The sequence below is a fragment of the Vreelandella neptunia genome (assembly GCF_000712975.1).
GTDB lineage: Bacteria > Pseudomonadota > Gammaproteobacteria > Pseudomonadales > Halomonadaceae > Vreelandella > Vreelandella qaidamensis.
Window position 1 is genome coordinate 157,245 of sequence record NZ_JHQL01000004.1, and the last position, 19,000, is coordinate 176,244.

Here is a 19,000-nt window from a genome sequence, read left to right on the forward strand (position 1 = left end):
CTTATAACAACACTGCTAATAACACGCTGCTTATAACACGCTGCTAATCTCTCTAATGCCCCCTCTACTGAACCGTTACTTTTAGTGAATAGCTGAGCGCTCACTTAAAGCCACAAACAAAAGCACCAAAATAGTGCGCACCACTAACTCTAATGGTGCATTTTATGTTTTTCACACTTCTTAAACGGCTTAGTTAATTTTGCAGCTGCAAAAAAACCTAACTACAACGATACTGCCGTAACTTAGCTCTTTTTATCGAGGCGTCTTAATGACGAATCGGTTGATATAGACTTAACCCAGAGGGTGGCTTATGACCATTCGTGTTGCCTTGTATCACCGAACTACTTATCACTTTGACCGTCCGGTGAAGTTGTCACCCCATGTTGTTCGTTTGCGCCCAGCACCTCATTGCCGAACCCATATCGATGCCTATTCGCTGAATATTTCTGGTAATGATCACTATCTAAACTGGCAGCAAGACCCCTTTGGTAACTTTAATGCCCGCATTGTGTTTCCAGAGCCTCGCAAAGAACTAACCATTGCGGTCGAACTTATCGCCCCAATGACCGTTATCAACCCGTTTGATTTTTTCCTCGACGACATCGCACAAAAAATCCCGTTTGCCTATCCAGAAGAACTCAGCAAAGAACTGGGGCCTTATCTTGAAGTTACTGAGGCAGGCCCAAAGCTGATGGCGTGGCTTGAAGAAGTTCCCAGGGAGCCCACTGTCAGCGTTGATTTTTTAGTGGCCCTTAATCAGCGCCTTCAGAACGACATCAGCTATCTGGTGCGTATGGAGCCGGGCGTTCAGAGCTGCGAAGAGACATTGACCCTGGCCAGCGGCTCCTGTCGCGACAGTGCCTGGCTTCTGGTTCAGATTCTGCGGCACTTGGGGCTTGCCGCCCGCTTTGTATCGGGTTATTTGATTCAGCTAGCGCCTGATGTCAAAGCACTTGATGGCCCAAGCGGCACAGAGGTCGACTTCACCGACCTGCACGCCTGGACAGAAGTTTTTCTACCCGGCGCGGGCTGGGTTGGCTTAGACCCAACGTCAGGCCTCTTTGCTGGAGAAGGCCATATTCCCCTTGCAGCCACGCCGACAACCGGTAGTGCCGCCGCGATTACCGGTTTTTCTGATAAATGCGAGGTAGAGTTTAGTGTGGAAATGCGCATCGAGCGTATCCACGAAGACCCACGCGTCACTAAGCCCTACAGTGAGCAGCAGTGGCAGGAAATTTTGCAGCTGGGCGACCAGGTTGATAAGGAGCTTAATAAGCAAGACGTCCGCCTGACCATGGGCGGCGAACCTACGTTTGTTTCCGTTGATGACATGGAAAGCCCACAGTGGAACATTGAGGCGCTTGGTGACCATAAACGTGAACGCGCCGAAGTGCTGCTGAGCCGTTTGCAGGAAGCTTATGCTCCTGGCAGCGTCATTCAACAGCAGCAGGGTAAATGGTACCCCGGCGAGCCGCTGCCCCGCTGGGCGCTAGCATGTTACTGGCGTAAAGATGGCGTACCGCTTTGGCGTGACGCCAAATGGCTTGCCTGCATGGAGGGCGCCCCAAAAGTAGCGGTTGATGATGCCATGACACAGCGGTTTACCCAGGCGCTTAGCGAACGTCTAGGCATAGCCCCACATTATTGGATACCCGCTTTCGAAGACGCCTACTACTATCTTTGGAAAGAGCAGACGCTCCCGGTCAGTATCGATCCGCGCAAAGCCGATTTAAAAGATGATGCCGAACGCCGCCGTCTGGCACGGCTACTTGAGCAAGATTTAGCGGCAGTCGTTGGTTATGCCTTGCCACTGCGTCATTCAGTTTCCCAATCCCATCGCTGGGAAAGTGGGCGCTGGCCACTCAAACGCGATCATTTATTTTTGGTGCCTGGCGACTCACCTATGGGCCTGCGGCTGCCGCTTTCTGCGCTGCCCTGGGCCGATCCTGAAGAGCAGCCCCAGCCTGAGTCACTGTTCGCGCCACGACCGGAAATTGGCGACATTCACGGCGAAGTCGCCAGACGACACGCCGAACAACACCGTTTGAGTAGCGTCGAGCGCCATGGTCAAAGCCTCCACCCCAGCCTGAGCCATCCCGAAGGGGAAGCCGTTCAGCAGCAGCCCCTTCCCGAGAATGACCGCGATCATAAAGTGATTCATACCAGTCTGTGCATAGAGCCCCGTGACGGTCGTCTGCATATCTTTTTGCCGCCGCTCACCCGGCTAGAACACTACTTGGACCTCCTCAGCAGTATTGAAGAGTGCGCACGAACGCTTAGCTGTCCAGTGATGATCGAGGGCTACTCGCCGCCCCGTGATCCGCGTCTTGAAAACTTTATGATCACCCCCGACCCCGGTGTTATCGAAGTTAACATCATGCCAGCGGCTAGCTGGAAAACCCTGGTCGCTCAAACCGAGCGACTCTATGAGGAAGCCCGGCTAGCACGCTTGTGCACCGAAAAGTTTATGCTCGATGGCCGTCATACGGGCACCGGTGGCGGCAACCATGTCACTCTTGGCGGTATTACGCCCGATGATTCCCCCTTCCTGCGCCGTCCTGATTTATTAGCAAGCCTGGTCACTTATTGGCAGCACCACCCAAGCCTTTCGTACCTCTTTTCAGGCCTGTTTATTGGCCCTACTAGCCAGGCTCCACGTGTCGATGAGGCTCGCCATGAGGCGCTTTACGAGCTGGAAATTGCATTACAACAAATGCCTGAAGGAGACGTTGTTCAGCCTTGGCTAGTGGATCGCTTGCTGCGCCACCTGCTCACCGACTTAACCGGCAACACTCATCGTGCTGAATTCTGCATTGATAAACTTTACTCGCCAGATAGTGACAGCGGTCGTTTAGGGCTTTTAGAACTGCGCGGTTTTGAGATGCCACCCCACGCTCGCATGAGCTTAATGCAGATGCTGCTGATTCGCGCGCTTGTCGCCCGCTGCTGGAAAGCGCCCTACCGTGCGAAGCCTGTTCGATGGGGAAGCGCTCTACAAGATCGTTGGATGCTACCCCACTATTTGTGGGAAGACTTAGGCGATGTACTGAGTGACCTGGGTCATCATGGCTTTGATTTTAAGCGTGAATGGTTTGCACCTTTTCTTGAATTCCGCTTCCCTGTTCACGGACGACTGCATACCCCAATGCTGGATATTGAGCTGCGCCAAGCTATCGAGCCCTGGCATGTGCTCGGTGAAGAGACCTCTGCTGGCGGCACCTCCCGCTACGTCGACTCCTCTGTGGAGCGTTTGGAAATTAAAGTCAGCGGTATGAGCGGCAGCCGCTATAAGGTGACCTGCAATGGCCGTCTGGTACCACTATCTCCCACTGGCCGTAACGGTGAAGCGGTTGCCGGTGTCCGCTACCGCGCCTGGCAGCCACCCTCGGCGCTACATCCGCAAATCCCTATTCATGCCCCACTGGTATTTGATGTATTAGATACCTGGAATCAACGTTCCGTTGCAGGCTGCACCTACCATGTGACACACCCCACCGGCCGCAGCTTTGAAACATTCCCCGTGAATGCATTTGAAGCGGAAGCCCGTCGTCTAGGTCGGTTCAGTGATGATGGCCACCGCCATGGTTACCAGTCGCCTAGCGCTGAAACACCTAGCCAAGAATTGCCCAACACGCTAGATCTTCGCTGGAGGCCAAGCTAATGCTTTCCTATTGACACAAGCTGCAGGATAATTCGCAGCCTATTCGCTTAGGACGACAAGGAAAATGACGGCCCCAGTCTCTCCCACTCTTCTCGAGCCCGGCACAGCCGGGCTTGTGGAGGACTACTTCAACCAACTTTGCGAGGGACAGCCAGGCGTCTTTGATGCCATGGTTGACCGTTATGGTCAGCTGCGGCCAGGTTGGGAAACCCTTCTTAGGGCGCTTGAAGCACTCGGGACCGATGGCCGCCTTCAGCAGCGTGAAGAAATCCAGCGACTGTTGGCTGAAAATGGCGTTATCTTCAACATGCATGATGAGGCCAAGCGCTCCTGGCGGCTGGACCCGCTGCCCTGGGTGATTAACCACACCGACTGGCAAGCGCTTGAAGTAGGCTTGCGTCAACGCACTCGCTTACTCAATGCTCTCTTTGACGATATCTACGGAGCACGCCGCCTGTTTGATACCGGCCTACTCCCTACCCAGGCGCTGCTTGCTTCGCCGCATTTGCTACTACCGTGTCACGGCTCGCAGCCAAGTGACCGTCCAGCCATCAACTTTCACGGCGTTGATGTGATTCAGGATGCCGAAGGTCAGTGGCGCGTGATTGGCGACCGCTTACAGGCTCCTTCCGGTACCGGTTTCACCCTTGAAAACCGCATATTGATGGCGCGGGCACTGCCTGACATGTACCGCAATGCGCCACTTAAACGATTAGCGGGCTTTCTCGATAATTACCACCGCACGCTTATTGCCCTTGCCTACCAGCACCGTGACAACCCAAACGTTGTACTACTGACACCTGGACCGGGCAGCCCACGCTATTTTGAGCACGCCTACCTGGCTAACTATCTCAATATTGACCTTGCCGAGGGGCAGGACTTAATCGTTAGAGATTCACAGCTATGGCTTCGCACTCTAGGCGGTTTGCAACCGGTGGATGTGGTGCTGCGCCATTGTGATGACGCCTACTGCGACCCACTTGAGCTGCGCGGTGACTCTCAGTTAGGCGTGCCCGGTTTACTTCAAGCTGCTCGTGCCGGAGGGGTAGCGATGTCCAATGCGTTAGGCGTAGGCATTTTGGAATCACCCGAGCTTGCCGATTACCTGCCTGCCCTCTGCGAGCATTTGCTAGGCGAAAAACTGCTACTGCCGAACGCCAATGCCGCCACGCGACCGGCCACGGCACCCATATTTGACCATCAGATGCAGCGTTTATCGCCTACCACCATGAACCTGCGCTGTTTTATTACTCGCTCGCCGGGAAGTATCGCCAGTTCAGGCCAGCAGCCAAGCGACTACCACGTTATGCCGGGTGGTTTAGCCTGGGTAGGTACGCCGGGTTCGCCATCGTTGAATAGTCCTGTTGTGAAAGATGTGTGGGTAACGGCCAGCACGCCCCAGCCTCATGTCAGCCAACTTCGCCAGGCCCGCGGCCCAGTAGTCGCCACCCGGGATGGCACAGACTTACCCAGTCGCGTGGCCGAAAGTCTGTTTTGGTTAGGACGCTACGGCGAACGCCTGGATGCACGGGCACGCTTGCTACGTGAAGCGCTGATGCGCTTGCTGGAAGTTGATCAAGATGAAATCGCCGACCAGTTACTTGATGAACTGTTGATCGCCCTGGAAATCACTACGCTTAACGAAGATAGCGAAAACAGCAAACCGCCGCTGGTCGGCTTTGTGCAGAAACGCGCAGCCCTGCTAGCCCAATTTGACACCACAGACACCCAGGCCTTACATGCCCTGTTTGATCAGCTACTGCGTAACGCCCGTAGCGTACGTGACCACCTAGGCGATGACTCTTGGCGGGTGATTAACCAGCTTCGCCAACGCGTCAGCGGTTTTAACTCAAGCCTGGGTGCCAGTGCCGCACGACGTGCCTGTGAAGGGCTTTCTGCTCAAATAGCCGCTTTTTTTGGCTTATGCAACGAAACCATGCCCCACCACTACGGCTGGCGGTTTATGGATATTGGGCGCTTTTTAGACCGCGTCTTAGGCCTGCTGTCGCTGCTCAAGCTGACCCTTAATGCTCCTCACTCTCCCGGCCTTGCGCTCTGGGAAGTAGTGCTGGCCACCACCGACAACTTTACTGCGTATCGCAGGCGCTATCGCAGCGAGCTACATCCAGAAGCGATTTTAGACCTACTGCTCTTTGATGAAACTAACCCGCGCTCCGTGGGCTACATGCTCAAACGCCTTGAGCGGCAAATGAACCGCCTGCCTGGTAGCTCTTCACCCTATCGTAACGCGGAGCGGCGCCTGTTAATTCAGGCCAACGCCGCTCTGCATTTGGCCGATATTGATCGCCTTAGCCACCTTACCGACACCCCCGAAGCGCAAGAAGCGCTAGAGCAGTTGCTTGATGAACTGATTGAACCGCTAACAGCACTTTCCGATGCTATCAGCCACAGCCATTTCAGCCATGTCGAGCGGCCGCGCCAATTAGTTAGCATGGAGCCTGATGCATGAAGTACACCCTGCGGCACACCACGCGCTATCATTACAGCGCACCCGTCACACTATGTCATAGTGAGGCACGGGTGTTGCCGCGCAAAACGCTGCACCAAGAGTGCGGCGCATCCGAGCTAACCATTAGCCCACTGCCGCAGGTTCAAGCAGAACGACGCGACGTATTCGGTAATCGCGTACTTTATTTTGCCATGGAGGATATTCACCAGACGTTAGACGTCACGGTGGTCACCCAGCTGAATACCCAGCCGCTGCCCCCACTGCCCACGACGTCTCCTGGCTGGGAGAGTGTCGCCGAACAGCTCAACAGCGATTGCCGCTTTGATATGCAGCTGTATCGCCTGGACTCGCCGTTTATTCGCCGTAACGAGGACTTAGCCGCTTTTGCTCGCAGCTGCTTTACGCCCGGGCGTCCGCTGGTAGAGAGCGCCTTGGCGCTCAATCAACTGATCTACGATACCTTCGAGTATGACCCCAGCTTCACCACGCTTGCTACTCCGCTTAGTGATGTGCTGGCTAACCGTCGTGGGGTATGCCAAGACTTTGCTCACCTAGCGATTGGAGCGCTGCGCTCGATAGGCTTGGCCGCACGCTATGTCAGCGGCTATCTAGAAACCCAGCCGCCGCCCGGACAGCCAAGGCTGGTGGGGGCAGACGCATCTCACGCATGGCTTGCGACCTGGATTCCCGATTGGGGCTGGCTAGCACTCGACCCCACCAACGGTACCCTTGCTGGCGAACAGCACCCAGTGCTGGCCTGGGGACGTGACTACGCGGATGTTGCACCATTAAAAGGGGTAATGAATGGCGGCGGCGACCATAAGCTAGAGGTGGAAGTGGATGTGATGCCAATTAGCGCTGAATAAGCCCATTGGTTAACCAAGGCACCCAGGCAAGAAGCACTAGAGTCACTAAGGTTGCCAACAAAAATGGCAGCAGTGCGCGAAATATTTTGAGCGGCGGTGCGCCGGTCATCGAAGAGGCAATAAACAGTCCCGCCCCCACCGGAGGCGTTAATAAGCCCATTACCAAGGTTAAACACACCACCACACCAAATTGATAGGGGCTAATCGCGAACTGGCTTTGAGCAATGGGCATTAAAATCGGCACGACCAAGATCAGTGCCGCAATACCGTCAATTACCATTCCCACCAACAGCAGCGCGCCAATCACCAACAGTAAAAATACAAAGGGGTCGCTGGTAAACGCCGCAATCCACGCTGCGGCCATTTGCGGCAATCGCTCATAAATCACCACCCAACCAAACACACCCGCGGCAGCAATTAGCATTATCACCAAGCCCGCGTTGATCGCTGTGCGAGTCAGTACCTGAGGTAGCTGACTTAAACGCAGGTCACCGTATACAAAGCGTCCCATTAATAGCGCCGCCAGCGAAGCTAACGCCGCTGACTCAGTGGGCGTGGCAATCCCCCATAAAATACCGCCAATAATGATCACGGGTATGAGCAGTGCAGGCAGCCCCCAAAGCAAGTCATGAAGCGCCTGACGACGGCTAGGCCATTGGCCTTTAGGGTATTGCTCTACCAAGCCTATCAACGCAATCACGATAAAAAAGCTTGCCCCTAAAAGTAGCCCTGGCAGTAATCCAGCAATAAACATCTCTGCAATGGGGACTTGGGCCATAACACCAAACAACACAAACAGCATGGAAGGTGGAATAATCGGCGACAGTAAACCACCGGCTGCGGTAATCGCTGCGCTATAAGATTTGTCGTAACCTTCCTGCTCCATTGCCGGCACCATCGCACGGGACATAATGGCAATTTGCGACGCCGCCGAACCAATAATCGCGGCCATCATCATATTGGCCACTAAATTAATGTAGGCAAGACCGCCACGAAAACCGCCCACTAAAATACGCGCCAGCGCGATTAAACGACGGGTTAAACCACCTTCATTCATTAACTCGCCCGCCAGCATAAATAGCGGGATCGCCAGCAATCCATAGCTTTCAATGGCACTAAACAGCTGCTGCGGATAGGAATCAAATAGCACCGTATTACCTGATGCTTGGATATACCACATCGCGGTCAGTGCCAATACCAGCGCAATCGGCACGGCACCGAGCAACAGCAGCAAAAACACAGCAATCGTCATAAACGTACCGTCACATGATAAGCAGGATTAGCGTCACGTTTTGGCAGTAGGTTCTTGAGTCGGGGTGCGCCACTGGTTGAGTGACTGGATAAGATTTGCCCAGCCATGCAGACTAAGAGACAGTGCAAACCACGGCACAATCAACCACGCCCAGAACTTTTTAACGCCAAGAGTGGAAGTGTTTTCAGCGTAAATAAAATTAAAAGTGTGCCCCTGGAACGCACGGGTGTCGAACCCTGCTTGCGCAAGTTCAAGAGGCTGATACCAACGCCAGCACAGCCACACGAGCAGCAGTGCAAATAGCAGCACAATGGCATCTACCCAAAGACCAATTAGTTTTCGCCCCGTTTGCGGCAGTAGATCGCTCAACAGTGTTACCGCTATCCCTTGGCGGCGTTTAAATACCGCGCCGGCAATTAAAAAAGTCATCCAAATCATGGAATAAATTGCCAACTCACTAATCCAATAAAGCGGACTACCCAGCGCACGAAATGCAATATTGGTGAGAATTAAGCAGGTAACTGCCGCTGCTAAAGCAGCGGCGGCTATCTCTTCGCAACGGGCAAGCCTTGAAGAAAAACGTTGCAGCATCTTACTCGTCGCGCAGCCGTTCAGCTTCAGCACGTAACGTTTCTAACATAGGCGCTTTCGGCGCCCAGATGCTTTCCCACTGTGCAATGGCGTCAGAGAAGAACTCAGCATCCGCTTCAACAATGTTGATATCTAAAGCACGGATTTCCTCTTCCTGAGCGGCATCCATCTCTTCAAAGCCTACCAACACGTTTTCAAGATGCTCCGCCATTGCGGTATCAATCAGCTCACGATCATCTTCCGACAGCTCGCGCCACACTCGACCAGACACCACGCCCACCATAGGGAACATCATATGATTAGAAATCAGCAGATTTTCCGCCTGCTCGTAGAATTTCAAAATCAAAATAGAGTCGAAATCCATATCAATAGCATCGACCTGGCCGTTAGCCAGCGCATCATATACTTCTAATAGCGGCATGGGCGCAGGGGCAGCACCAGTGGCCGTATAGAAATCACGGATTGGCTCAAATGGGGTAATACGTAAACGCTGCCCCTGCAGATCGTCGGCGCTTTCAATAGGATCACGGCTGAGCACTTGGCGCATACCCACCATGCCGTAACCAACGCCAATTAAGCCGACTTCTTGCGGCATTAATTCGAGTAGTTCTCCAGCCGCGTCAGAACGTAACAGCTGTGCCGCATGGTTAACGTCATCCACTAGATAAGGCGCATAAAGCGCACCAAAATCAGGAATACGATTTGAAATTTCGGCAATTGTTAAAAAAGCCATATCTAATGCGCCAGTTTGAAGCTGCTGAACCATCTGCGCTTCATTGCCAAGCTGCTGGGCTGGAAAAACGCTAACGCTATGCTCGCCATCAGAGCGCTCGTTAAGCGTTTGGGCAAAGGCTTCCGCCTCGGTGGACCAAAGATGCTGTGCAGGCGTGATAAGACCGAGACGAAAATCCCGCGCTTGAGCACTCATGGCTGAAACGGCGAGCGTGGCTGTTGCGCAGGCAAGCGTAAGCGTTTTGATGCGATTCATGCAAAGCCTCTTGTATCCAGCGGAAGCGCCCATAGCGCTTCGCGTGTTTTTTTAATTGATAGACTTTGAGAATACATTAGCGTTAGCGTTAATGGCACCCGCCATTACGCTAACGCAACGACGCTACTTACGCTGCTTCGTAAGCCGCTTTTAAGCGGTAAAACTCATCAACAATTGCTGCCATTTCAGTCGCGTCGTAATCACACAAGCCACTAACCACTAATTTCTTAGAGCCCACCCCAACCGCTTCTCCAGCAGACTCAATCGAAAACTCAAGCAAGGCATCGGCGCGCTTACCCTGCACTTCTAGCGAGGAGCTTGTTAGCGCTAAGTTCGGCGAAAAACCGTCTAAACGCTCTAGGGAAAAGCCCATGCTGTCGTAAATAACCAAGGGGCGCTTAGGATTAAACATTACCCCATGCTGCTCCATCAAAGGTTTTAAATAGTGGGGAAAGTTTTTACCCGAAAATGCCACATAGCAGCGAGCAAAGGCCTCAATAGCCGCTTCATCGTGAGTCACTTCTCCACCACGAGTTACCTGAAGGTAGCATTTACCACCATCATCGCAGACATGTAGATGACCGTTCTCGTCTTCACTAAATTTGAGCGGTGTGTCGGCTCCCACCATATTGGTGAAGCGAAATTCCATTTGTCGCGACAACCCAAATTTCACCAATACCAGCGTAAATAGCAGGTCACCAGGTACGCAAAAACGGCGCGCATCTGGATTATGAATCGGGTTGTAATCGCCGGCCACGCCCTTGGCGAAACGGCTGGCCTGCTCAGCAGAGATCACAACATACTCTCCGCGCTGCGCGTAAAAATCCTTGAACATGGCTTTGCTGCCTGCCTAGCGTTGAAATCGAAAACCCATTACGGTCCCACGACGCGCATAATGCCATAAAACACGCGCCGACAGGAGTCATCTGCAAGGAAGCCCGTATGCCGAACGAGAACCCAAGATCAAAACGTCTACCCCGTGTCCTGATCATCCTACTATTAAGCGCATTAGTGGCGACGTTGGTGTGGGTAGGTGGCAGCACCTGGCTGCTCAATAGCCAATGGCTACCAGAACGACTTTCTCAGATCGAAGGGGTCGACGTGCGCTGGACGAATGCAAACAGCCTTCACCCAGGACGCTGGGAAGTAGAAAATCTTTACTTGGCACGAGAAGACGACAGTTTGCCAATATCCGTTGAAGCCCAGCAGGCAACACTTTCGCTATCATTACTGGCACTCCTGCGCGGTGAGCTGCACATACAGGCATTGGATGCCAACGGCATTCGCCGCTTAACCGTCGGCGATATTGCCTTAGAGGCACAAGGCCAACTACAGGTGAAGGATACCCAGTTAAGCCGCGCTGCGTTAGCCGTCCCTAGCGTATCGTTGGATATCAGCCAAGGTCGCCTAATACGCCTTAGCGACCAAGCCTCGCTGGTGCAAGATATTCAGTTACGCGCAGATGCCTCCTTAGAGAGCGTCACTACCGCGCAAATCCCCCGCGAAGAACTCACCGCGGAGTTACTCAGCGCCCTGTCTGCTCAACTGACCATAGAGGCCCAAGCAGATGCCTGGGACGTCTTTATGCCCTACTTAGAAGCGCTACCCTGGTTGACACTTGATGGTCATGGCAACTTAACAGGTGAGCTTAACCTGAGCGACGGCGAGCTACAGCATGGCAGCGTGCTAACCTTAAATGCGCCTGAATTGCGCTTATCGGTGAACGAACAGCGCCTGCGACCCCGCGAAACAGACAACCTGCGCTGGTTGATTGCAGAAGCACCGCCTCCGCTCCACACCGCCGTTGGTGAAGGCGCTGTGCGCTTGGCGGTAGAAAACGATGAGCTTAACTTTTCAACCCAGCTCATCGATGTCGTATTGGCGGATACCCACCCCTACGCCACCAATACGCAACTTCGCCTAGCGACCAGTATGCCCAATCAGCGCCTAGACCAACTAGACCTTCCCACTGGCGCCTCACTTGAACTAAAGGGCGACGTCACTCGCCTGGATATGCTTGACCGCTACCTGGCACATACATTTGACGGCCAAGGAGTTCGGCTTGCCGGTAACGGTCAAATTGAGGCTAGCGTGACACTACGTGACGCCAAGCCTTATCACGCATCGTTAGCGATTCAAGCGCCAACACTTGCGGCTAATTTACTTGATTTCACGGCTCAAGGAAGCGGCTCATTGGCCGCACAACTGTCAAACGAAGAGGCGATAGACGCGACACTCACCTTCACTGACGCCACCCTCAGCCACCATCAGCGAACGTTGATGGCCGATGCTGCCATTACGCTGAATGCAAGTAGCCCACTAGACCCAACGTTGGCGCAAGGAAACGCTACTGCTCGCCTAACCTGGCAATCCGCGCGCTTACCCGACATTAGCGTGTTACAAACCTATCTTAAAGCCGCCTTGCCCGACCCAGCCCCCTTACAGCTGCTCAGTGGCCAAGCGACTAGCAGTGGGCGGCTCGACTTCACCACCGAGCAAACGCAGGGTGAGATCCTTTTAGAAGGAGAGCAATTAGCCACCCGCTGGCAACACACGGAACAGAACGGTGTACTGGAAAGCAACGCGCAGCTTAGATTAGCCATTCGACAAGCGGCTCTGGACGGCACAAGGCTTGATATCAGCGGTTCACGTCTGCGCTGGCAAGTAGCGGATAGGCACGCTACCAGCGAGCAATTAGAGAGTATTCTAGTACTCAATGATGGCCGCTTTCAGCGCAATGGAAGTAACAGTGATGGGGATAAACCGCTCAGCGGCGAGTTTTCACTCGAAGGTAGCGTTCAGCGACTGGGGTTCTTAAATATCTTTTTACCCGACGCCCACGGGCTGGCACTTTCCGGTAACGGCCAACTATTCGCTCAGGGAGCTTTTCGTAATGATCGCTTATTAGCACCCACTCGCCTACGGGTGAATGCCAACCAGCTTGAGGTGGCATTTTTAGATTACATCGCTACTGGGCGCGGCGAACTGACGGCCCAACTCGACACGTCTGAGCAGGCCCGGCTTTCGTTAGGCATTCCACACTTTGCGCTGATGCGCCAAGACGATGACCGCCCCCATTTGGAGGGCCGCCACTTTGCACTCACAACTGAAACAGCCCGCTTTAGTGACGTGCTGGAGTCGCCAGAGCCCGATTTATTCACTACTCGCATCGCGCTGCCTATTACGGAGGTGCCTGACTTCACCCGTTATAACCGTTACCTACCTGAAGATGCAGGAGTTACCTTGCTGGGCGGCCAAGCTAGCCTAACCAGCGAATGGCTACTGGATGGACTTACCGCTCAGGGAGATATTACCCTACGTGCATTTGGTGCCGAACTAGCACTACTTGATCAGCAGTTAAAGGGCGATGTTGAACTACATCTGCGGCTTACCGAAGGTGATTTAGAAACACGGCGCTTCAACGCCAATGACTCTTTCCTGCGGCTAGAAAATGTTTTTCGGCAAAGCTCGGAAGGCGCACAAGATGCTGGCTGGTGGGTGCAACTTAGCATGGACGAAGCACAGCTTGAGTGGGGTGACCCTATTCGCTTAACTAGCCAACTGCGCCTTGGCATGCGTGATACCGGGCTATTGGCCCGGCTCTTCCTAGCCCGCGCCAGGCAAAGTGACTGGCTGGGGCGGCTATTAAACGTCCATGGCATTAACGGTAACGCGCAGCTTCAGATCAACGGCGAACGCATACGCCTACATAACCTCACGCTTACCGGTGGTCCGCTGTTACTGCTTTCAGATGTCACATTATCTGACAAAAGCGCCAACGGTGCGCTCTATGCACACCTTGGCGCATTAGGAATAGGCGTAGAGCTGATCGATAGCGAACCCACATTGAAGGTAGTGCAACCAAGGCGCTGGTTTGATCGCTGGCGAGAAGCACGTGCATTTTGAAAGTAAATGAGAGAGAAGATAGCGACGAACACAAGAAAAAATGAAGGAAAAGAATAGGCGCGCCTACTTTTAGCGACATCGCAAAAAGTAGGCGTTCAGGCTAACGCTTTGTGCGTTCCCGGCGAATCATCCGCACCCGCTCTTTGGCTTTCTGAGGGGTTGATAACGGTACGGCAGACTCATCATGGGTTTTCGGTGGTAGGGTTACCCAGGCAAACACCGGTAACGCCAGGTGCCAGTAAATCGCCGCTAGGCGCAACCCAAGTGTCACTGTTAAAGCAGCTGCAATTGCAACGGTTAGCGGCGCCTCTAACGCATCGAACGCCACGTAAACAATGCCCCCCGCCAAGGCTGCGGTCGCGTAGATCTCTTCACGGAGCACCATGGGCACCCGCTGGGCTAGCACATCACGAATCATGCCACCTGCCACACCGGTCATCATACCCATTAACACCGCCACAACGCCTGATGTACCCAGCAGCAATGCTTTATGAGTGCCAATGACGGTAAATAGCGCCAGCCCAAATGCATCAGCAACAGGTAGAAAGCCCCGAGAAAGGCGATGAATATAGTGAAACCCTACCAAGGATACGCCCACTGTGGCTAATATCACCCACAAATAGGTCGGATCTGTCACCCAGAATACCGGGCGAACGCCTAGCACCAAGTCCCTGAGCGTGCCGCCACCGATGCCCGTCACCGCCGCGAGCACCAGCATACCGAAGGGGTCCATCCGCGAGCGGCATGCCAAAATCACACCTGACAAAGCAAATACGATGACCCCCGCCATATCCAACCAGTAAATCACACCCGACACGCGACGCTCCTTAGAGACATGCTTAATAAGGCGAGCAGAATAGCACTCCTGTGAATGGGAGGGTCATCCCAAAAGCGATGAAAATATTAACTAGTGACCATGGCGCTCTAACCATTCGCGAAGGAAAGCAATTTCACTCTCTTGAGCAGCAACAATATCTTCTGCCAGTTGGCGAATCTCAGAATCTTCGCCGTACTCCAACACAATTTCTGCCATAGCAATAGCGCCTTCATGATGAGGAATCATACCTTTAGCGAAATCTATATCTGGGTTGCCTGTAAATGACATTGCCATATCTTCATGCATACGATCACTGGCAGTTTGATACGCTGTAACGGCTGGATTTTCTTCCTGTGCCTGCGCCGGTGCTCCATGGTGGCCATGGCTACCATGCTGTGTACGGCTATCTTGTTGTGTATGGCTATCATGATGGTCATAGCTGCCATGATGGTCATAGCTGCCATGATGATCAGCAAACAGTAAAGGAGCCGCCATCAAACTCGCCATGGCGACAACACTCACCGCCACGTTTAATGGATTTAATAAACGTGCACTGGCTAATTTACATGTTAAAACAACGAGCGACATAGCAACTCTCCCAGAGAGTGATAAAAGCATGAAATAAGAGGAAATAGAGTTTAAAACCTATAGGCAGCACACAGGTCAACAGACGTCGAGTAGGTTACTCTAGTGGACAGCTGATTCTAGTGAACAGCTTCACCCATAGACTGCATAGGAGCACACATGGACTGGAACCCTGCTTATACGTGGTTGGTGATTGCCCTGTTGCTAAGCTTGGCAGAACTAACCTCCGGCGCAATGCTACTGCTTGCGCTGGGGATCGCTGCGGCGCTGACCGCCGCGGTAACGGCGCTGGGGTTATCGCTACCTTGGCAGTTGCTCAGCATGGGGGTTTTCGCAGGCATTCTAGTACCCTTAGGCGTTATGGTAATCCGCCCGCGCTTTTCGCCAAAAGGCGTTGCCTATGGCACAACGGGTACCGGCGTTGAAAAAGACAACCAGTACAGAACGCTGATACGTGACTTTGACAGTGCAACCGGTATTAAAGTGAACGGTGACTTCTACCGTTTACGGGTGATCGAAAGCGGTGATACTGAGCTGCCGCCAGGAACCCAAGTGGTCTTTAAACGCTTTGAAGGTACAACGGCCTTAGTGACGCTGACACCTTCAACAGACGCTACTTCCCAGGATGCAATTTCCAACGCAAGGAGCCATAAACATGAATAGCCTCATGGATTTCTCGATTAGCCCAGGCCTGCTCATCAGCCTGATTATCGTCGTTATTGGCGTGCTCATCATCTCGAAAGGATTGGTCATTGTTCGCCAGTCAGAAGTGATGGTGATCGAGCGTCTCGGTTCGTTTCATCGCGTACTTGAAAGCGGCATCAACATTATTATTCCGTTTATTGAGCAGCCGCGTGCGATCACAATGCTGCGCTATCGCAAGATGGGCGAAGACTACACAGCCATTACCAGCGATGAAATCCGTATTGACCGCCGTGAAACGGTCATGGACTTTCCTGGCCAGCCAGTTGTCACCACAGATAACGTCACCGTGAGAATCAATGGTGCGCTCTACTACCAAATTATTGACCCTAAACGTGCCGTCTACGAAGTAGAAAATATGAGTCAAGCCGTCGAGGTGCTGGCAAAAACCACGCTTCGCTCAGTAGTCGGTAAGATGGAGCTAGATAAACTGTTTGAGTCCCGTGCTGAGGTGAACAATGAAATCCAGGCAGCAATGGAGGAGCCCGCGTCCAAATGGGGAGTCAAGATCTCCCGCGTAGAGGTGCAAGATATTGCCATGCCGGACGAGGTAGAAACCGCAATGCGCCTGCAAATGGCTGCCGAACGTAAACGCCGTGCGACGGTAACAGAAGCAGAAGGTGAAAAGTCCGCCGCCATTGCAATGGCGCAAGGGCAGCGTGAGTCGGCCATTCTAAATGCCCAGGGGGACAAAGAGTCAGCAATTCTACGCGCCCAAGGTGAACAGGAATCTATTAAGCTTGTGCTTAGCGCCATCGGCGACAGCGAAGAGAACAAGCGCACCGTAGTGGGCTACCTACTTGGCCAAAGCTATATCAAAGGGCTGCCCAACATGGCGAAAGACGGAGAGCGGGTATTCGTGCCTTACGAGTCCTCTGCTCTACTGGGGTCAATGGGCATGTTCCGTGAAATGGCGGGCTCCCCCGAAGACACTGTCGCTAATCACTTAAAACAGCGCAACAGCAGCGAAAGCGGCTTTCGTAGCGGTATCGTCGGTGGCGCGGCTGGCGGTCATTAATTGTTTAGTGATAAATAATTATTTTGTAGTCATTTAAAAAGTACTATTTCAATAATACCAGGCTAAATGCTATTTCTAGAGGTGTTATACCTAGAGGCAGTGTGAAACACGGTTAGGCTGGTTAAAAAACCCAGCCAACCCTGTTTCATAGTTGACTCTGTTTATTAGTGTTATCACGCATTTTAACGTTAAAGGCACTGTCATCGCCTGATGTTTCTTGCTAGTTAAGCGGGCGGCTGGGGTTAGTGTTTTTATCATCGCGCCTCAACCAACTCATCGGATTATTGGGCTGAGGCACTTTTCAGCACAAGGATTGTAACCAGTAGATTAGGGCGTTCATCATGCTGCCTCATTGGCTTGCCATACGTCACTGCACCCAGCTGCTTCTAATACTGGCTGCTTTTGTGCTCCTGCCTAGTGGCCTTACCGCTGCTGCTCAGCCCCTACCGCTGCAAAATTGGGAATTTCGCTGGGGTGACTCACCACTTGATTCAAATAACCAGCCACAATGGCTACACGGCAATTTTAGTGAATGGCAGTCAATTGACTCTCCGTTTAATCCACCGGGACGCGAAGGGCACGAGCATCTTTGGTTGCGAACGACGCTGCCAGCCGGTGACTGGAACGACCCGGTTCTATTTATCACTAGCATTAATCTTATCGGTCAAGTTTATCTAGGCGACACGCTTATTTATCAATACGGGGAGTTTGACGATCTAGGAAAGGGGGATTTTGCTGGCTGGCCCTGGCATATGATTGACCTTCCCCAAGATGCCGCCGGCCAGCCCCTCACTTTTCGCTTCTATTCGTACTACACCAGTATTGGCTTGTGGGGCCAAATCCAGGTAATGGAGCGTAGTGATGTTCTAAAGCAAGTGATTCACGACTCTACTAAAGATTTAGCCGTCAGTGCGCTGGTATTAGTGTTGGCTATTCTCGCAACCATTTTCACATTAATTGGCCCTGAACGACGCGGTTTTAGTGCCATTGCGCTATTTGCCTACGCTTCGGGGCTGATGTTAATTGCAGAAACTCCAGCGCGCCAACTAATGGCAGATGGAGCGCTAGCCTGGGACATATTGCGTGCTGGAAGTTACTACACCCTGCCAGTGGCATTGGGCTTATTGCTCAGCGACTGGTTGGAGGGCACTGCTAAGCGCTGGATAACCCGGCTGTGGATTATTCACCTAGTATATCTCGTTGCCACTATGGGGCTAGTGCAGCTTGGTGTGATCAGCCTTTCAATCACTTTTCCCATCTTTGACGTAATGCTAGCTATCACACTTCCCATGATGCTGGTACTCGCACTTATGCGCTTTCAACGACTGAAAGTGGAGCAGCGGTTGCTGGTGGTTAGCTTTACGTTTTTTGCACCGTTGTTGTTAGCTGATATGGCCGTTGCTCACGGCTTTGTAACCTGGCGCAACGTACCATTAAGCTATGGCACATTAGCTTTCACTCTCGCCAATGCTGCTATTTTCCTATGGCACTACCGCCATACCCAGCAACAGCTTGCTATCGCGAATGAAACGCTTGAGCAACAGGTAGCGTCTCGGACAGCCGATCTCGACAAGCTGGTTCAGGAACTCGAAGGGCTATCATTTAAAGACCCACTAACAGGGCTGCATAACCGACGCCACTTCGATACTGCGTTTGATCATCACTGTCAGCGAGCGCAACAATACGCCAGCCAACTTTCAGTTTTAATGCTTGATATCGATCATTTCAAACAGATTAACGACGTTTTTGGTCACGATACAGGAGACGCTGTATTGGTAGAGGTCGCACGACTACTACGCCAACATTTACGCGGTCTTGATGTTATCTGTCGTTTCGGTGGCGAAGAGTTTATTGCTCTGCTACCTGCCACGTCCCAAATCGCTGCGGAGTCCAGGGCAAACACGCTACTAGCCTCTATATCTCAAGAGATATTTACTCATGAAGGCACGGCTCTTCGGCAAATAACGCTGTCCTGCGGGATAGCCACCTACCCTGATCACACTCGAGACCCAAAGAAGCTATTACGACTCGCTGACGAAGCCCTTTATCACGCAAAACACAGCGGACGAAACCGCTGTGTTGTTTGGGAAGAATCGCTTGAAGAGCAAAGCTACTTGTTTAGTAAACAACAAACGCTATGAACA

The 19,000-nt window shown here is 52.8% G+C and carries 12 protein-coding genes and 1 pseudogene; 7 read left to right on the forward strand and 6 right to left on the reverse strand.

Annotation, left to right across the window (positions count from 1 at the left end):
* The first annotated feature begins 310 nt into the window (after positions 1–310).
* The 3 genes from CR46_RS0112855 to CR46_RS0112865 all read left to right on the forward strand — a co-directional run bounded on the left by CR46_RS0112855 (position 311) and on the right by CR46_RS0112865 (position 6,997).
* Positions 311–3,661 (forward strand): transglutaminase family protein, encoded by a 3,351-nt coding sequence (locus CR46_RS0112855; RefSeq protein WP_030073515.1) that lies wholly within the window; start codon positions 311–313, stop codon positions 3,659–3,661.
* A gap of 64 nt (positions 3,662–3,725) precedes the next feature.
* Entirely contained in the window at positions 3,726–6,131 is a 2,406-nt protein-coding gene (locus tag CR46_RS0112860) for a circularly permuted type 2 ATP-grasp protein (protein WP_030073521.1), read from the forward strand.
* Positions 6,128–6,997, forward strand: a complete 870-nt coding sequence (locus tag CR46_RS0112865; protein ID WP_030073524.1) for a transglutaminase family protein — start codon at positions 6,128–6,130, stop codon at positions 6,995–6,997. Before CR46_RS0112860 ends, CR46_RS0112865 begins: the two co-directional genes overlap by 4 nt.
* Here the strand turns inward: CR46_RS0112865 and CR46_RS0112870 are convergent.
* The 4 genes from CR46_RS0112870 to CR46_RS0112885 all read right to left on the reverse strand — a co-directional run bounded on the left by CR46_RS0112870 (position 6,984) and on the right by CR46_RS0112885 (position 10,663).
* Positions 6,984–8,249 carry a TRAP transporter large permease gene (locus CR46_RS0112870; protein WP_030073529.1) on the reverse strand — a complete coding sequence of 422 codons (1,266 nt, stop codon included), beginning with the start codon at positions 8,247–8,249 and terminating at the stop codon, positions 6,984–6,986. The two genes, CR46_RS0112865 and CR46_RS0112870, sit on opposite strands and share 14 nt — an antisense overlap.
* A gap of 33 nt (positions 8,250–8,282) precedes the next feature.
* On the reverse strand, positions 8,283–8,840 hold the full coding sequence (locus CR46_RS0112875) for a TRAP transporter small permease (RefSeq protein ID WP_030073530.1): 558 nt from the start codon (positions 8,838–8,840) through the stop codon (positions 8,283–8,285).
* A gap of 1 nt (position 8,841) precedes the next feature.
* Positions 8,842–9,828 carry a TRAP transporter substrate-binding protein gene (locus CR46_RS0112880; protein WP_030073533.1) on the reverse strand — a complete coding sequence of 329 codons (987 nt, stop codon included), beginning with the start codon at positions 9,826–9,828 and terminating at the stop codon, positions 8,842–8,844.
* A gap of 127 nt (positions 9,829–9,955) precedes the next feature.
* Positions 9,956–10,663 (reverse strand): DUF3581 family protein, encoded by a 708-nt coding sequence (locus tag CR46_RS0112885; RefSeq protein ID WP_030073535.1) that lies wholly within the window; start codon positions 10,661–10,663, stop codon positions 9,956–9,958.
* A 107-nt stretch (positions 10,664–10,770) separates the two neighbouring features.
* Between CR46_RS0112885 and CR46_RS0112890 the strand changes: the two genes are divergently transcribed.
* Entirely contained in the window at positions 10,771–13,734 is a 2,964-nt protein-coding gene (locus CR46_RS0112890) for a hypothetical protein (protein WP_030073537.1), read from the forward strand.
* Positions 13,735–13,834: 100 nt separating this feature from the next.
* On the opposite strand, the gene CR46_RS0112895 is transcribed toward CR46_RS0112890, so the two are convergent.
* Entirely contained in the window at positions 13,835–14,551 is a 717-nt protein-coding gene (locus CR46_RS0112895) for a trimeric intracellular cation channel family protein (RefSeq protein WP_084180481.1), read from the reverse strand.
* Positions 14,552–14,641: 90 nt separating this feature from the next.
* Positions 14,642–15,139 carry a CopM family metallochaperone gene (gene copM, locus CR46_RS0112900; RefSeq protein WP_030073540.1) on the reverse strand — a complete coding sequence of 166 codons (498 nt, stop codon included), beginning with the start codon at positions 15,137–15,139 and terminating at the stop codon, positions 14,642–14,644.
* 156 nt (positions 15,140–15,295) lie between these two features.
* Between copM and CR46_RS0112905 the strand changes: the two are divergent.
* The 3 genes and pseudogenes from CR46_RS0112905 (at position 15,296) to CR46_RS0112915 (ending at position 18,997) form a co-directional block, all read left to right on the forward strand.
* A pseudogene (locus CR46_RS0112905) lies at positions 15,296–15,789 on the forward strand (NfeD family protein).
* Between the two features lie 14 nt (positions 15,790–15,803).
* Positions 15,804–16,856, forward strand: a complete 1,053-nt coding sequence (locus tag CR46_RS0112910) for an SPFH domain-containing protein (protein ID WP_030073544.1) — start codon at positions 15,804–15,806, stop codon at positions 16,854–16,856.
* Positions 16,857–17,197: 341 nt separating this feature from the next.
* Positions 17,198–18,997 carry a GGDEF domain-containing protein gene (locus CR46_RS0112915; RefSeq protein ID WP_030073545.1) on the forward strand — a complete coding sequence of 600 codons (1,800 nt, stop codon included), beginning with the start codon at positions 17,198–17,200 and terminating at the stop codon, positions 18,995–18,997.
* Positions 18,998–19,000: the final 3 nt, after the last annotated feature.

Excerpts from the sequence above, each read along its gene's own strand:
- CR46_RS0112880 (WP_030073533.1), bottom strand. The coding sequence starts at position 9,828 with ATGAATCGCATCAAAACGCTTACGCTTGCCTGCGCAACAGCCACGCTC.
- CR46_RS0112885 (WP_030073535.1), bottom strand. The coding sequence starts at position 10,663 with ATGTTCAAGGATTTTTACGCGCAGCGCGGAGAGTATGTTGTGATCTCT.
- copM (WP_030073540.1), bottom strand. The coding sequence starts at position 15,139 with ATGTCGCTCGTTGTTTTAACATGTAAATTAGCCAGTGCACGTTTATTA.
- CR46_RS0112875 (WP_030073530.1), bottom strand. The coding sequence starts at position 8,840 with ATGCTGCAACGTTTTTCTTCAAGGCTTGCCCGTTGCGAAGAGATAGCC.
- CR46_RS0112890 (WP_030073537.1), top strand. The coding sequence starts at position 10,771 with ATGCCGAACGAGAACCCAAGATCAAAACGTCTACCCCGTGTCCTGATC.
- CR46_RS0112870 (WP_030073529.1), bottom strand. The coding sequence starts at position 8,249 with ATGACGATTGCTGTGTTTTTGCTGCTGTTGCTCGGTGCCGTGCCGATT.
- CR46_RS0112865 (WP_030073524.1), top strand. The coding sequence starts at position 6,128 with ATGAAGTACACCCTGCGGCACACCACGCGCTATCATTACAGCGCACCC.
- CR46_RS0112910 (WP_030073544.1), top strand. The coding sequence starts at position 15,804 with ATGGATTTCTCGATTAGCCCAGGCCTGCTCATCAGCCTGATTATCGTC.
- CR46_RS0112915 (WP_030073545.1), top strand. The coding sequence starts at position 17,198 with ATGCTGCCTCATTGGCTTGCCATACGTCACTGCACCCAGCTGCTTCTA.
- CR46_RS0112855 (WP_030073515.1), top strand. The coding sequence starts at position 311 with ATGACCATTCGTGTTGCCTTGTATCACCGAACTACTTATCACTTTGAC.
- CR46_RS0112860 (WP_030073521.1), top strand. The coding sequence starts at position 3,726 with ATGACGGCCCCAGTCTCTCCCACTCTTCTCGAGCCCGGCACAGCCGGG.